Source organism: Streptomyces sp. NPDC002125, assembly GCF_053593715.1.
Window position 1 is genome coordinate 58,134 of sequence record NZ_JBSFDD010000029.1, and the last position, 14,022, is coordinate 72,155.

The 14,022-nt window shown below is 72.2% G+C and carries 11 protein-coding genes, 1 tRNA gene and 1 pseudogene; 5 read left to right on the top strand and 8 right to left on the bottom strand.

Annotation, left to right across the window (positions count from 1 at the left end; translation table 11 throughout):
* Positions 1–350 precede the first annotated feature (350 nt).
* From ACWCQM_RS33935 to ACWCQM_RS33945, 3 genes are read left to right on the top strand one after another with little or no spacing between them, the layout of a single operon-like run.
* Complete coding sequence (locus ACWCQM_RS33935) at positions 351–1,784, top strand: FGGY family carbohydrate kinase (protein ID WP_450918914.1); 1,434 nt, start codon at positions 351–353, stop codon at positions 1,782–1,784.
* Positions 1,781–3,202: an FAD-dependent oxidoreductase gene (locus tag ACWCQM_RS33940; RefSeq protein WP_450918915.1), complete on the top strand. Its 1,422-nt coding sequence runs from the start codon at positions 1,781–1,783 to the stop codon at positions 3,200–3,202. The genes ACWCQM_RS33935 and ACWCQM_RS33940 overlap by 4 nt, the downstream gene beginning before the upstream one ends.
* Positions 3,199–4,500 carry an NAD(P)/FAD-dependent oxidoreductase gene (locus tag ACWCQM_RS33945; protein ID WP_450918916.1) on the top strand — a complete coding sequence of 434 codons (1,302 nt, stop codon included), beginning with the start codon at positions 3,199–3,201 and terminating at the stop codon, positions 4,498–4,500. The genes ACWCQM_RS33940 and ACWCQM_RS33945 overlap by 4 nt, the downstream gene beginning before the upstream one ends.
* A gap of 27 nt (positions 4,501–4,527) precedes the next feature.
* Here the strand turns inward: ACWCQM_RS33945 and ACWCQM_RS33950 are convergent, their stop codons facing one another.
* The 3 genes from ACWCQM_RS33950 to ACWCQM_RS33960 form a co-directional block, all read right to left on the bottom strand.
* Positions 4,528–5,016 (bottom strand): hypothetical protein, encoded by a 489-nt coding sequence (locus ACWCQM_RS33950; RefSeq protein ID WP_450918917.1) that lies wholly within the window; start codon positions 5,014–5,016, stop codon positions 4,528–4,530.
* A 63-nt stretch (positions 5,017–5,079) separates the two neighbouring features.
* On the bottom strand, positions 5,080–5,502 hold the full coding sequence (locus tag ACWCQM_RS33955) for a DUF350 domain-containing protein (protein ID WP_267078644.1): 423 nt from the start codon (positions 5,500–5,502) through the stop codon (positions 5,080–5,082).
* Positions 5,503–5,607: 105 nt separating this feature from the next.
* Positions 5,608–6,141 carry a DUF309 domain-containing protein gene (locus ACWCQM_RS33960; RefSeq protein WP_450918918.1) on the bottom strand — a complete coding sequence of 178 codons (534 nt, stop codon included), beginning with the start codon at positions 6,139–6,141 and terminating at the stop codon, positions 5,608–5,610.
* A 107-nt stretch (positions 6,142–6,248) separates the two neighbouring features.
* On the opposite strand from ACWCQM_RS33960, the pseudogene ACWCQM_RS33965 reads away from it, so the two are divergent.
* Together ACWCQM_RS33965 and ACWCQM_RS33970 are read left to right on the top strand one after the other, a co-directional pair.
* Positions 6,249–8,908 (top strand): annotated as a pseudogene (locus ACWCQM_RS33965) (ATP-binding protein).
* A gap of 50 nt (positions 8,909–8,958) precedes the next feature.
* Positions 8,959–9,032: transfer RNA gene (locus ACWCQM_RS33970), tRNA-Pro, on the top strand.
* A gap of 99 nt (positions 9,033–9,131) precedes the next feature.
* Here the strand turns inward: ACWCQM_RS33970 and ACWCQM_RS33975 are convergent.
* From ACWCQM_RS33975 to ACWCQM_RS33995, 5 genes are read right to left on the bottom strand one after another with little or no spacing between them, the layout of a single operon-like run.
* Entirely contained in the window at positions 9,132–9,992 is an 861-nt protein-coding gene (locus ACWCQM_RS33975) for an alpha/beta fold hydrolase (RefSeq protein WP_450918919.1), read from the bottom strand.
* 46 nt (positions 9,993–10,038) lie between these two features.
* Positions 10,039–11,010, bottom strand: coding sequence for an acetamidase/formamidase family protein (locus tag ACWCQM_RS33980; RefSeq protein ID WP_450918920.1), 972 nt, complete (start codon positions 11,008–11,010; stop codon positions 10,039–10,041).
* Positions 11,007–11,333 (bottom strand): extradiol ring-cleavage dioxygenase, encoded by a 327-nt coding sequence (locus ACWCQM_RS33985; RefSeq protein ID WP_450918921.1) that lies wholly within the window; start codon positions 11,331–11,333, stop codon positions 11,007–11,009. Before ACWCQM_RS33985 ends, ACWCQM_RS33980 begins: the two co-directional genes overlap by 4 nt.
* Before the next feature lie 17 nt (positions 11,334–11,350).
* Positions 11,351–12,217, bottom strand: coding sequence for a DODA-type extradiol aromatic ring-opening family dioxygenase (locus tag ACWCQM_RS33990; protein WP_450918922.1), 867 nt, complete (start codon positions 12,215–12,217; stop codon positions 11,351–11,353).
* A 45-nt stretch (positions 12,218–12,262) separates the two neighbouring features.
* Entirely contained in the window at positions 12,263–14,020 is a 1,758-nt protein-coding gene (locus ACWCQM_RS33995) for a hydantoinase B/oxoprolinase family protein (RefSeq protein ID WP_450918923.1), read from the bottom strand.
* Positions 14,021–14,022 lie beyond the last annotated feature (2 nt).

Genomic DNA, 14,022 nt, shown 5'->3' on the forward strand with positions numbered 1-14,022 from the left:
ACTCACGGAGAGGGCGGGGCGGTGTGCCGGGCACGGCGGCGCGGCGCAGATTCTTAACGTCATGAATCCTCAGAATGTGGGGGGTTGAGTTGCTCATTTGTGAACTGCTCTTGTTGATCGTCAAGTTGTGTTCGCGCGGTGAGTTTAGGGGTTCCGCGCCCGCCCTTCGCGACTTTGCGGATCTTACTCAACTGCGTTACCTCTGAAGGACATTGATCTGCCCAACGGCCTCATGGTCGGATGGCCTGGCGAGGGTTGACGCGGGGCGTGGACTGCACGACTGTGGTCCGCTGGACCAGGTGATCACCATTCCGCCCGGAAGCGGGCGGCCCGCACGGCTGGAGCGTCGATTGACCGGACCGGTACTCGCCCTCGACCAGGGGACGTCCGGAACCAAAGCGCTGGTGATCTGCCCCGAGCGCGGCGTGATCGGTTCCGCCTCGGCGCCCGTACGTCCGCGCTACGGGGAAGGCGGCCTCGTGGAGGCCGACCCCGCCGAGCTGCTCGGATCGGTCGTCGACGCGGGCCGGCGGGCCGTGGCGGAGGCGGGCGAACCCGTGACCGCGGTGGGCCTCGCCAACCAGGGCGAGACCGTGCTGGCCTGGGACCCCGCGAGCGGCCGGCCGCTCACCCCGGCCGTCGTCTGGCAGGACCGGCGTGCCTCGGGCCTGTGTGAGGAACTCGCCCCGCACGCGGCCGAGTTGCGCGAGCTCACCGGGCTTCCGCTCGATCCGTACTTCGCCGCGCCCAAGATGGCGTGGATACGCCGCGAGCTGACCCGCGAGGGCGTCGTGACCACCAGCGACTCCTGGCTGGTGCACCGGCTGACGGGCGCGTTCGTCACCGACGCCGCCACCGCGGGACGCACCCAGCTGCTCGCACTCCATGACGTGGGCTGGTCGCCCGCCGCCCTGGAGATCTTCGGCCTGTCCGGCGAACGGCTGCCCGCCGTCGTCGACTGCGCGGGTCCCGTCGGCACCACCACGGCATTCGGCGGCGAGATCCCCCTGACCGGCCTCGTCGTCGACCAGCAGGCCGCACTCCTGGCACAGAACGCGCTGGACCCCGGCAACGCCAAGTGCACCTACGGGACAGGGGCGTTCCTGCTCGCCCAGACCGGAAGCCGGCCGAGCACCGGCTCCACCGGCCTGGTCAGCTGTGTCGCCTGGAGGCTCGGCGGGCGCACCGACTACTGCCTGGACGGACAGGTCTACACGGCCGCGTCCGCCGTGCGCTGGCTCACCGACCTCGGGGTGATCTCCGGAGCCGCCGACCTCGACCCGGTCGGCGCCACCGTCCCCGGCACGGGCGGCGTCACCTTCGTACCCGCGCTCGCCGGTCTCGCCGCACCCTGGTGGCGCAGCGACCTGCGCGGCTCCGTGACCGGCCTCGGGCTCGACACCACCGCGGGCCATCTGGTCCGCGCCCTGTGCGAGGGCATCGCCGCGCAGGTCGTCGCACTCGCCGACGCCGTCACGGCCGAGCTGGGCGCACCGCTGACCGCGCTCCGGGTCGACGGCGGCCTGACCCGCTCCGCCCTGCTCATGCAGACCCAGGCCGACCTGCTGCAACGGCCCGTCGAGGTCTCCGCCCTGCCCGACGCGACCGCGCTGGGCGCCGGCGCGATGGCCCGGCTCGGGCTCGACCCCACGCTTCCGGTGCGGCAGGCGGTCCCGCGATGGCAGCCCTCCGCCGTCTACGAACCACGGATCGGCGCGGACGAGGCGGCCGAGCGCCTCGCGGGCTTCCGCGCCGCCGTGGACCTTCTCCTGGAGCGCGCATGACCGTCACCGTCACCACGACGGGCCCGCCGCAGCCGGACGACGGCCACGGGACGGCGTACGACGTCACGGTCGTCGGCGCGGGCGTCGTCGGCGCGGCCATCGCCCGCGAACTGGCCCGGTACGAGCTGCGGACCGCCCTGGTCGAGGCGTCCGACGACATCGGCAACGCCACGTCCAAGGCCAACACGGCGATCCTGCACACCGGTTTCGACGCCGTACCCGATTCGCTGGAGGCCCGCCTCGTACGCGAGGGGAAGGAACTCCTCACCGCCTACGCGGCCGAGACAGGCATCCCCGTCGAGCGGGTCGGCGCCCTCCTCGTCGCCTGGGACGAGCAGCAGCTCGCCGCCCTGCCCCGGCTCCTCGCCAAGGCGGAGCGCAACGGCTACCACGCGGCCCGCCTGATCGGCGCCGACGAACTGCGCGCGAGGGAACCGAACCTCGGGCCCGGCGCGCTCGGCGCGCTCGAAGTCCCCGACGAGAGCATCATCTGCCCCTGGACCACTCCGCTCGCCTTCGCCACCCAGGCCGTCAGGGCGGGCGTCCACCTGCATCTGAACTGCCGGGTGCAGGACATCACCCGCGACGACGACGGCCATCTCCTCACCACCTCGCGGGGGCCGCTGCGCACCCGCTACCTGGTCAACGCCGCCGGGCTGTACGCCGACGAGATCGACCGGCTCCTCGGCCACGACGTCTTCACCGTGACCCCGCGCCGGGGCCAGCTCATCGTCTTCGACAAGCTCGCACGCGACCTCGTCGGCCACATCCTCCTGCCGGTCCCCGGCCCCGGCGGCAAAGGCGTCCTCGTCGCGCCGACCGTGTTCGGCAACGTCCTCCTCGGCCCCACCGCCGAGGAGCTCGACGACAAGACCGACACCGGCTCCACGGCCGGTGGTCTCGGCCTGCTGCGCGAGAAGGGACGCCGGATCGTGCCCCGGCTCCTCGACGAGGAGGTCACCGCGGTCTACGCGGGCCTGCGCGCGGCCACCGGGCAGGAGGACTACCGCATCCAGGAGTACCCGGGACTGCGGTACGTCGCCGTGGGCGGCATCCGCTCCACCGGGCTCACCGCGTCCATGGCGATCGCCCGGCACGTGACCGGGCTGCTCGCCGCCACCGGTCTGGAGCCCGGCGTCCCGCGCTCCCTCCCGCCGCTCACGATGCCCAACATCGGCGAGGCGTTCCCCCGGCCCTACCGCAGAGCGGAGCTGATCGCCGAGGACCCGGCCTACGGCACCCTCGTCTGCCACTGCGAGCAGGTCACCCTGGGGGAGATCCGGGACGCCCTGTCCGCGACCGTCCCGCCGCACTCGCTCGACGGCCTGCGGCGGCGCACCCGCGCCCGTGGCGGCCGGTGCCAGGGCTTCTACTGCGGCGCGGCCGTCCGCGCCCTCTTCGAGGAGGCGCGACCATGACCGTGACCGCACGGGAGGTCGACGTCCTGATTGTCGGGGCGGGCCCGGCCGGCCTGTCGGCCGGAGCCGAACTCGCCACGGCGGGCGCGGGCCGGGTGGAGATCCTGGAACGCGAGCAGGAGCCGGGCGGGGTGCCCCGCCACTGCCACCACGGCGGCTTCGGCGGGCGCCTCGACCGGTCGGCCTACGCATGGGCGACGGCCGGCGCATTCGCGTACAGCCGGTCCGTGGCGGGCGAACCGGAGTACATCCCGGGAGGGCTCAGCGGACCCGCGTACGCCGCGCGGAGTGCCGAGGCGGCCGTCCGCGCGGGAGCCGCCCTGCGCACCGGGGTCACCGTCACCGGCTGGGCGGGGCCGCGCACCGTGGAGACGACCGGACCCGGCGGGCTCGAACGCGTCACCGCCCGGGCCGTCGTGCTCGCCACGGGAGCCCGTGAACGGCCGCGCAGCGCCCGGCTGATCCCCGGGACCCGGCCGGCCGGCGTGTACACCACCGGCGAGCTCCAGCAGGCCGTCCATCTGTACGGACAGCGGATCGGCACCAGCGCGGTCGTCGTCGGCGACGAGCCCGTCGGCCGCGCCGCCGTCGCCACCCTGCTCGCGGCCGGGGTGGAGATCGTCGCCGTCGTCACCGACCAGCCGCCCCGTCCCGTCCGCGCCCGGAGCCTCCGCGTGCCCCTGCTCACGGGCGCCACGGTCACCGGCCTCACCGGCAGGTCCCGGCTGTCCGGGGTTGCACTGCGCCACGAGGACGGACGTAGGACCACACTGCGCTGCGACACCGTGGTCCTGACCGGCGACTTCATCCCCGACCACGAGCTCGCCAGACGCGGCGGGATCGAACTGGATCCCGGGACCCGGGGACCCGCGTACGACGCCGCGTACCGTACGTCGCGGCCGGGGGTCTTCGCGGCAGGCAATCTGCTGCACGCCGTCGAGCGCGCGGGAGCCGCGGCCCAGGAGGGCCGGGCCGTGGCGGTGCCCGTGCTGCACCACCTGGCCGGCACCGGGGAGCCGGCCGGAAGCAGACGGCCTCTGCTCGTGGACGCGCCGCTGCGATGGATCGCCCCCAATGTGACGGGACCGGACGGCGCGCGACCGCAGGGGGACCGGTTCGTGCTGCGCACCGCGCGACGGCTGTCCCGGCCGGTGCTCGTCGTCACCCAGGACGGGCGCGAACTCCACCGCAGCCGAATGCTGTTGCCCGTGGTTCCCGGCAGGCCCTTCCATCTGGCGGCGGGCTGGCTCGACCAGGTCGACCCCGACGGGGCGTCCGTGCGGATCACCGTGCTGTGACCTGCGCGAGCCGGACGCGGTCCGGGTTCAGGGGATGAGCAGCCAGTCGGCGCCGATCGCGGCCACCAGACCGATCCCCAGCAGCCAGCTGCCGAGCCGGGTCCGGCCGTTCCTGCTGAGCTCGATCACCACGCCGCAGAGGATGAGCGCGAGGCCGTAGACACCGACGACGAGCACGGAGGAGCGGCTGGCTATCCGGAGGGCGAGGACGACGGCCATGGCCGCCATGCCCACCGAGGAGAGGACGATACGGAGCCGCCGCGCCTGACGGGGCGTGAGTCTCTCGTCGTGCGCGGCGGGCTCGGAGACCTCGTCGGCGCCCGGCTCCCGCGCCGGTTCCTCCGGCGCGTTCCCCGGTGCCTCGTCGGGTGCCTCGTCCGGTGTGTCCCGTCCGGTGCCGGGCTCGGGAGCCTGCCCGGCGTCCGGCCGGGTGTCCTGCTTCTCGTCCCGGGGGTCCCGCCGCGCGTCCGGCCGTGTGTCCCGCCGTGTGTCCTGGTCCTGGTCAGAAGTGCTCATGACGCCGGATCGTAATGGCTGCGCACGGTGTTGTTCGCCGGACCGAGGGATCGGCCGGCGCGATCAGGCGATCGACGCGGACACGATGGCGGAGACCGCCAGATTGCAGGACGCCGTCACCCAGACCGCCGGGTGCGGCTCCCGCTCGACCAGCGTGGCGCCGAGCTTTCCGGGCGTGACCAGGTCCACGACGAGGAAGGCGACGGCCATCATGATCAGGCCGAGCAGCCCGAACGAGGCCGTAGAGGCGAGCCCCTTGCCGAAGTCCTCGTACGTCGTCCAGATCGACGTGAACACGATGCCGCCGATGCCCAGCAGAGCCGAGCTCAGGAGCAGCGCCGCGTTGCGGTTGCGCTCCTCCCATATCTGGCGGCCGAGCTTGCCCGGCGTCAGGGCGTCTATCAGAAATATGCCGAGAACGAGCAGTACGACGCCGAGGGCCCCGTATGCGGTGGCACGGCCGAGGCCGTTGATGATGTCGGTCATCGGGGCGTCCGTCTCCTGAGCGAGTGGTTCGGAAAAGGGAACGTGCGGTGACAGGCGCGATGAACACGCTGTCAGGAAGGAGCAAAACCTATCGCACGCACGTGCCTACTTCCGGGGCCGGTCCCCACGCAGAAGCCAAGGGGCCTCCGTCGCGGCGTCCACGACGGACCTGCCCCCGTGCCCCGAACCCGCGCTCTCCTGCCCCAGGGCGTCGACGCGGCCCGCCAACTCCCGGGCCCAGCCGATCAGTCCGCCCACACCGATCCCGTGCGGATCCGTCCCGCCGAACGCCTCGACGGCGGCGGCTCCCCTCCTCAACAGCCGTGCCCCGCCCGCCGCGTTGCCCCGGGCGGCATGGGTCAGCCCCACCGCCATCTGGGCGAGACCCCGCCACAGCTCGCGCTCCGCGTCCGGCCCCGATTTCCAGGCGTCCTCCAGGACCTCGTGCGCGTGGAAGGGCATCCCCGCGTCCAGGAGCCGCTGCGCCTCACGCACGGTCTCGCCGGGGGAGCGCACCACACCCTCGGGCTGGCGCTCCACCCCCGGAGCGCCGTAGGGCAGGGGGCGCCCGAGCCCGTCACGGGGGCGCGCATTGCGCGCCCGTCCTTCCTCGTCGCGGTCCCTGCGAGATTCGTCCACCCTGCGATTGTGCCTCGCACCTGCGGAGAACCTTGTGAACGCTGTCCCTGGGCACCCGCGCGCGACTAGGCTCGGAACCCTCCGCACACACCCTGGGAAGGGGAGGCATGAAGCCGTCCCGGCCGTTGTACGAGCGCGAACCGGAACTCGCCGCCGCCGCACAGGCGGTGGACGGGCTCTGCGGCGGACAAGCAGCCGGCGGGCTGCTCGTCTTCAGCGGCGAAGCAGGCATCGGAAAGACCGCCCTGCTCGCAGAGATCCACGCGATGGCCGCCGACCGCTGCACCGTCTGGTCGGCGCGCGGCGGCGAGACCGTGACCTCGGTGCCGTTCCACGTCGTACGCCAGCTCCTCCAGCCCGCGCTGGACCGGTTCCCCGCCGACGAGACCCGCGCCCTGTTCGGTGACTGGTTCGAGGTCACCGCGCCCGCACTGGGCCTCGCCGAGCCGAGCGGCCCGCAGGCCGACCCGCAGGGCGTCAGGGACGGCCTCGACTTCGTCGTGGCGCGGCTCGCCTCCCGCCTCAGCCACAGGCCGCTCCTCCTCATAATCGACGATGCCCACTGGGCGGACGGCGAGTCCCTCGCCTGGCTCGCCGGGTTCACCGCGCGGCTCTCCGAGCTGCCCGTCCTGATCGTCCAGGCCCACCGCCCGCAGGAGTTCGCCGACCGCAACGCCGACTGGGCCATGGCCCGCACCCCGGGCGGCGCCGCCGCCGCCGAGGGGCACCCCGCGCTGATCAGGGTGGCCCTGCGCGCCCTCACGCCCGACGCCACGGCCGAGCTGGTCCGCGCGGGGCTGGGCGACCACGCCGACGACCCCTTCTGCCGCGAGGTCTGGGCCGTCACCGGCGGCAACCCGTACGAGGCGGTCGAGCTCGTCGCCAAGGCACAGGACCGCGAGCTCGCCCCGGTCGAGGAATCCGCGGGACTGCTCCGTGAGCTCGGCGCGTCGGCACGCGGCAGCGGTCTCGTCGCCCGCCTCGAACGCCTGGGCACGAACGCCAACCGCTTCGCGTGGGCGGCGGCCGTCCTCGGCACCGAGATCTCCCAGGAGCTCGCCGCGAACCTGGCCGGGATGAGCTCGGCGGAGGCCGCCGACTGCACGGCACGGCTGCGTGACGCCCGTATCGTCAGCGGATTCGACCCGCTGGAGTTCGTCCACCCGCTCATCGCGACCGCCGTCTACCGCTCCATCCCGCCGGCGACCCGTACCGCCATGCACGGACGGGCCGCCTGGGCCATCACCCAGGCCGGACTCGGTGCGGCGGCGGCCTCGCGCCATCTGCTCGAAGTCCACCCGGACGACGACCAGGAGCTGGTCGCGCAGCTGCGCGAGGCGGCACGCCAGCACCTCGCGGTCGGCGCCCCGGAAGCCGCCAGGCGCTGTCTCGAACGAGCCCTGGAGGAGCCTCCGCGTCCGCACGACCGGGCGGAACTTCTGTACGAACTGGGCTGCGCCACGCTGCTCTCCTCGCCCGCCACCACGGTGCAGCATCTGCGCGCCGCACTCGACACGCCGGGACTCGACGAGGCGCTGCGGATCGACGCCACCTTCCGGCTCGCCTCCGCCCTGTCCCACAACAACCAGCTCAAGGACGCGGCGCTCTCGCTGGCGGCCGAAGCGTCCCGCACGCCACCCGGCCCCGGGCTGATGCGACTCCAGGCCGCGCACTTCCTCTGGGAGGGCATGCAGGAGTCCGAGGACGACGGTCCCGGCCGTTCGGCCCGGCTCGCCCGGCCGACCACCTCAAGGGCCGCGACAACGCCGAGCGCGCCATGCTCACCCTCCGCGCGTTCGACGCGATGCTGCGCGGCGAGGACGCACAGCTCATCGCGGACTTCTGCGAACGCGCCCTCGTGGACGGGCGCCCCGCACGCGGGCTGGGCTGGACCGACTCCGAATGGGGCTTCGAACTCCCCGCCATGGTCGGCATCACCTACGCCTTCACCGACCGCCTCGACCGCGCCGAAGCCCTCTTCAGCGAAGCCGTACGCGCCTTCGAGATCTCCGGCTGGAGCGGCGCGCACCTCGCGTTCGCCCACACCCTCCTCGGCCTCGTCCACCGCAGGCGCGGCCGTCTCGCCGAGGCCGAGGGTTTCCTGCGGGAGGGGCTGCGCCTCGCCGACCGCGCGGGCAGCGGCCTGCCCATCCACTGGGACGCCACCTGTCTGCTCGTCGACACCCTGCTCTCCCGGGGCAGGACGGCGGAGGCCCGGCTGGTCGCCGACCGCTACGCCTTCGGCCCGCCGTACCCCACGGCCATGGTCCTGCCGGACGCCCCGTGCGTACGCGGACGGCTGCTCCTGGCCGAGGGCCGCACCGAGGAGGCCGTGGCCGAGCTGGAGTCGGCGGGAGCCGCACTGGAACCTCGCGGCCGCTTCAACAACATCTGGGCACCCTGGGCGGGCGACCTCGCTCGCGCCCTGGCCGACACCGACCCGGTCCGCGCCGCCCAGCTGGCCACCCGGGCCCGCGTCCACGCGGAACGCCTCGGCACGAACACGGCCATCGGTGAGGCCCTGCGCTGCGTCGCCCTCTTCGCGCCCGACGAGGAGGAGGCCAACCACCTGCGGGCCGAGGCCGTACGCCACCTGGAGGCATCCCCGTCCGCCTACGAGCACGCCCTGGCCCGCTTCGAGTACGGCCAGGCGATCCGCTCCCGACGCGAGCTCGCCCGAGCCATGAAGCTCGCCACCGCCTGCGGCGCGGAGGGCCTGGCGACGCGCGCCCAGCAGGTGGGGGCGTCGATGCGGTCCTCGGAGTGAGGTAATGTTTGTCCTGCGCGGCCACCCGGGAACACCGGGAGGAAACGCAGCGGGACGTGGCGCAGCTTGGTAGCGCACTTGACTGGGGGTCAAGGGGTCGCAGGTTCAAATCCTGTCGTCCCGACTCGAGAGAGTCGCAGATCAGGGGCCGTTTCAGAGAGATCTGAAACGGCCCCTGATCATTTTTGGGGACCATTCGTGCTTGTGTTCCGGCAGCGCCCGATCAGCGACCCGAGTGTCTGCGGAGGTACTGGCCCACCAGCTCGTTGAACTCCTCGGCGCGTTCGACCTGGGACCAGTGGCCGCACCGGCTGAAGAGGTGTGCGTCGGCGTTCGGCAAGGCGTGCAGGAGTTCCCACGTCCGCGAGACCGGGATGACCACGTCCTGCGTCCCGTGGATCAACATCACGGGGATGTCGACGTGGGCGAGGGCGGCCAGGTCGAGCGGCAGTGCGTCGCGGTCGCGGTCCCGGGCTGTCACGACCTCCTCCAAGCGGCTCGATGCGCTGTCGTTCATCGCCGCCTGATAGCGGAGTTCGACCAGCTCGTCCGTGACCAGTTCCTTGTCCACGACGAACTGCTCGAGGGTGCGGCGGATGCCGGCTGGTGACAGTTCGGGCTTGGCGTGGCCCGCCAGCGCCGCGGTCTTCTTCGCGCCTCCGGTGCCCATCGACACGATGCCCAGGATGCGCTCCGGGGCGTCGAGGGCGAGTTGCAGGGCGACCCAGCCGCCGATCGAGTTCCCGACGATCCACGTCTTGCCGATGCCCAGCGCGTCGAGGACGCGCAGCGCGTGCCGCCCCCACTCCCGGATCCCGTACGCGGTGCCCGGCGCCACGACGGTCTGGCCGTAACCGATCGAGTCGACGGCCACGCAGCGTCCGTGGCGCGCGAGGTCGGGCAGGTTGAGCCACCAGTTGGCGGCGGCGGTGACGCCGGTCCCGGAGCCGTGCAGGAAGAGGATCGGAGTGCCTTCGCCGGCCTCGTGGTAGTGGGTGAGTTCGCCGTCGGCGGTGGGCAGCCACCGGTCTTCGAGGCCGAAGAAGGCGTCGGTGGTGTACTCCGGGATCTCGCCGGTGGTCATGGCTGTTCCTTTCCTCGGGGTGTCCCGCAGCGGGCGGGGCACCGGTTCACGGGCACCGGCTGAGCTTCTCGACGACCGCGTGCACGCCCACGACGTTGTTCACCATCTGGGTCACGCGGACATCCGCGGCGATGGAGCAGAGGCTGTACGCCTCGTCCTCGTCGAGGCCCTCGTCGGTCAGCCAGTTCACGAGGTCGTCCACCGCGTCATGGGCGGCGTCCTCCAGGTTCTCGCCGAAACCGGTGGAGATGAGGTGGCTCTCCGTCTCGGCCCGCGGCGTACGCAGCCGTGCACCGCGCTCCACCGTGAATCGCAGCCGGACATGGTCCATGCCGGTCTCGATGGCGGTCTGGTTCACCTCGCCGTCGCCCTGGACCGCGTGACCGTCACCGCAGTAGAAACCGGCGCCCTCACGGAAGACGGGCAGGCGCAGCCGGGCGCCGACGACGAGTGCGGACAGGTCCATGTTGCCACCGAAGCAACCGGGTTCCACCGTGCTCCGCGGACCGTCCTCGGCCGGGGCCACCCCCATGATGCCCAGGAACGGCTTAAGGGGCACACGCACCTTGCCGCCGAGCGTGGTGGTCATGGTGGCGCGGTCCAGCTCGAAGTGCCGGATCGTCCCCTCGGGGAACCGGTCGCGCAGCACACCCCGGCCCCGGGGGTGGGCCACCACCAGGTTGAAGCCGTGGGCCGCGGGCGTGAGCGCCAGCACGTCCACCACCAAGGTGTCACCGGGCAGGGCCCCGCGTACCTCGATGGGGCCGGTGAGGGAGTGCGGCCCCAGGGCGTCGGGGAACGCCGCCTTGATCGCCGGGAAGTCCGCCATGACCGTGTCCGGGGTGACCCGGTTGCCCCAGTGCCCCCAGGTGGACAGGGTGACCTCGTCGCCGGAGTCGACCGAGAGCACCGGCGGGGCGGCGGGGTCGATCACCCCGACCCGTACGGTGCCGGGACCGGCGGGGAGGTCGTGGACACGACCTCCCCGGGCGGTGGACGCGGCGGCCTCCCGCGTCACGCGCCACCCGCTTCGGCGGGGCCCGCCAGCGGTTCACGGCGGATCGACGCCAACAGGTGCTGCACCGCGCTGGTGGCTCCGGACTTGTTGTTGGCGAACAGGATCCGGGCGAACTGCGCCCCGAGGTACGGGTGGAAACCCAGGTCGTACAGGGTGCGGAAGTCCCGCTCCTCGATCGCCGTGCGTTCCGTCCCGGTCAGTTCGTAGCGGTCGAGCACGGCCGCCTCGTCCCGCACGAACTCGTCGCGCAGGACGGCGTTCCACTTCAGATCCTGCACCAGATCGTGCGAGACCAGGGCGCGGTTGATGCTTTCCAGACTCATGGTGATTCGATCCCTTCTCAGCGACCGGCCGGCGCCGACGTCATGTCCCAGCTGACCGCGCCGATGCCGCAGCGCCACTTGTCCCAGGCGGTGTAGCCGAGGACGTCGCAGGGCCGCTCGCCGATCGCGCCCATGACGAGGATCCAGCTCAGCAGCTCCCCGGTCCCGCCGATGCCGGCCTGGTCGAGGCGCTCCAGGGTGACTTCGGACAGCACCTTCTCGTGGTCGCCGTCGGCGAGCAGGCCGAGGAACCAGTTGTCGAACTCCTCGTCGATCCAGAAGTCCCGCACGCCGCCCGGCTCGTGGCTCATGCCGCCGGTGGCGAAGAGGCCGACCCGCAGATCGGACGGCAGGTCGTGCTCGACGAGGTCGGCGAGGTGCTGCCCGATCTCGTAACACCGGTGCTGGTCGGGAAAGGGCGGGACCGTGACGTTCTGGAGGATCGGGATGATCGGGACGCCGCTGGCCTCGATCCCGGTCTTGACCACCGGCACTGAGATGTTGTCGTCGAAGTTGAGGTTCTCGCGGGTCGCCGTGACCGGAACGCCGCGCCGGTTCAGCCCGTTGAGGACCTTCTCCGCGATGTCCGGGCGCCCCGGGATCCGGTACTCGCCGCAGCCCAGCCAGTCCTTGAAGAACTCGGCCGGCCCGCGGTGCTCGGGCGCCATCCCGACGACGAAGTCCGGGTACTCGCGGATGCGGTTGTTGGCCATGTGGTCGTTGGCCACCATGAGGATCACGTCGAGTTCGGTCTCGCGGATCTGCCGGGCCAGGGAGCCGTAGGCGGAGGTGACCATCTTCTGCGATGCTTCGGGCGCCTGATCGAACATGCCGATCAGGCCGGGGGCGTGGCTCGCGGCCACGGCGAGGCTGATGTGGGCCATGGTGGGGGTTCCTCTGCTGGTCGAAAGCGGGCGGGGGTGTGCCGGTCAGACCGCGGCGCGCAGACTCCGGGTCTCGTCCTCGCGTACGTCGAGGGTGTCCGCGTCGATGGCGACGCCGTAGACGGTGCGCGCGGCGTCGAGCGAGACGACGCCTTCGCGTACGTCGTGCAGTACCAGCTCGGCGGGGCGCAGTCGCGGGTCACCGAACCCGCCGCCACCGCTCGCGATCACCTCGAACACATCGCCCTTGTTGAGGGTGTAGAAGGAGTTGGAGTCGACCTCGACGGGTTCGGCGCCGGGCCGGGTGAGCGTCAGCCGCTGGACGATCCCGGAGCGCCCGCCGAGCAGCCCCACGGGCGCGGTCTCTGGCATGAAGCCGCTGCCGTACGTGGCACAGGTGATGCCGTCGGCCAGGACCCGCCAGCGGTAGCGCACGCCGAGACCACCGCGCCACTGGCCGCCGCCCGCGCTGTCAGGGAGGTATTCGAGCTCCTCCAGGAGGTACGGGGTGTCCAGCTCGTGCAGCTCGGGGTCCGGGGCGCGCAGCCCGCCCAGCGTGTTCGACGGGGAGAGGTGGTCCCAGCCGTCGAAGCCCTCCGTGGCGCCGCTGCCGCCCTTGCCCAGGAAGTGGAGATCGCCGAAAGGACGGCCCGTTCGGGGGTTCATGCCCATCGTGGCGGGCGTGCACCAGCGCGCCCAACCGGCGTGCGCCCGGCTCGGAACGGCCTTCGACAGGGCCACCCACACCGCCGAGGCGATGGCCTCGCACGTCGGGACGGTGCAGGCCGCGACGGGCGCGGGGGCGTGCGGGTTGGTGAGCGTACCCGCCGGGGCGATGACCTCGATCGGCTCGATGGCACCGGCGTTGTAGCGGATGTCCGGGTCGATGCAGCCGAAGAGAGCCAGGTGGGCCGAGGCGACCGTATTGGCGATCGTGCTGTTGATGAAGCCCTTGGCCTGCTCGTCGCTGTCGCTGAAGTCGAACGTGAGGTGCTCGCCCTCGACCTTGATCGTCAGGGCCACCCGGTACGAGCGGTCCCGGTCGATGCCGTCGTTGTCGAGCAGCGCGTCGGCGCTGTACTCGCCGTCGGGGATCTTGGCGATCTCGGCGCGGACCTGGCGCGCGCTCGCCAGCAGCAGCTCGTCGGTGGCGGCGCCGATGGTCCGGGGCCCGTACTTCTCCAGCAGGCCCTTCAGTCGGCGTTCGCCGATGGCGGTGGCACCGATCTGGCAGTTCAGAACGCTCTCCACCAATGCCCGCATCCGGACGTTTGAGAGAATCAACTCCCAGGCATCGCGGCGCAGTTCGCCCTTGGCGACGACCCGGGTGGGCGGGATGACGATGCCCTCCTCCTGGACGTCCCGCGCGCCGGGGTTGAACCCGACGACACCGCCACCGCCGACGTCGACGTTGTGCCCCTTGGTCGTGGCCCAGAAGACGAGTTCACCGTCCCAGAAGACCGGGCGGGCGATGGTGATGTCGGGCAGGTGCGAGCCGCCGTTGAACGGGTCGTTGTGGATGAAGACGTCACCGTCGTGCACGTCGTCGCCGAAGAACTCCGCGATGGCGCGCAGGGCGAACGGCGTCGCCCCGCCGATGACCGGGATGTAGTGGGTCTGGGCGAGCAGCCGGCAGTCCGAGCTGAAAAGAGAGGTTGCGAAGTCGCGAGCCTCCACGAAGATCGGCGAACGCGAGGTGCGCAGCATCGTCTGGCCCATCTCGCTGGTGATGCCGTCGAGGGCACTGCCGATCACGGCCACGAGGATGGGGTTGGACGCGGAAGGTGTCTGTGTCTGTGTCATCT

What these genes read in the sequence shown, in the direction of transcription:
- ACWCQM_RS33940 (WP_450918915.1), top strand. Translation starts at nt 1,781, where the DNA reads ATGACCGTCACCGTCACCACGACGGGCCCGCCGCAGCCGGACGACGGC.
- ACWCQM_RS33945 (WP_450918916.1), top strand. Translation starts at nt 3,199, where the DNA reads ATGACCGTGACCGCACGGGAGGTCGACGTCCTGATTGTCGGGGCGGGC.
- ACWCQM_RS33950 (WP_450918917.1), bottom strand. Translation starts at nt 5,016, where the DNA reads ATGAGCACTTCTGACCAGGACCAGGACACACGGCGGGACACACGGCCG.
- ACWCQM_RS33955 (WP_267078644.1), bottom strand. Translation starts at nt 5,502, where the DNA reads ATGACCGACATCATCAACGGCCTCGGCCGTGCCACCGCATACGGGGCC.
- ACWCQM_RS33975 (WP_450918919.1), bottom strand. Translation starts at nt 9,992, where the DNA reads ATGACCACCGGCGAGATCCCGGAGTACACCACCGACGCCTTCTTCGGC.
- ACWCQM_RS33985 (WP_450918921.1), bottom strand. Translation starts at nt 11,333, where the DNA reads ATGAGTCTGGAAAGCATCAACCGCGCCCTGGTCTCGCACGATCTGGTG.
- ACWCQM_RS33990 (WP_450918922.1), bottom strand. Translation starts at nt 12,217, where the DNA reads ATGGCCCACATCAGCCTCGCCGTGGCCGCGAGCCACGCCCCCGGCCTG.
- ACWCQM_RS33995 (WP_450918923.1), bottom strand. Translation starts at nt 14,020, where the DNA reads ATGACACAGACACAGACACCTTCCGCGTCCAACCCCATCCTCGTGGCC.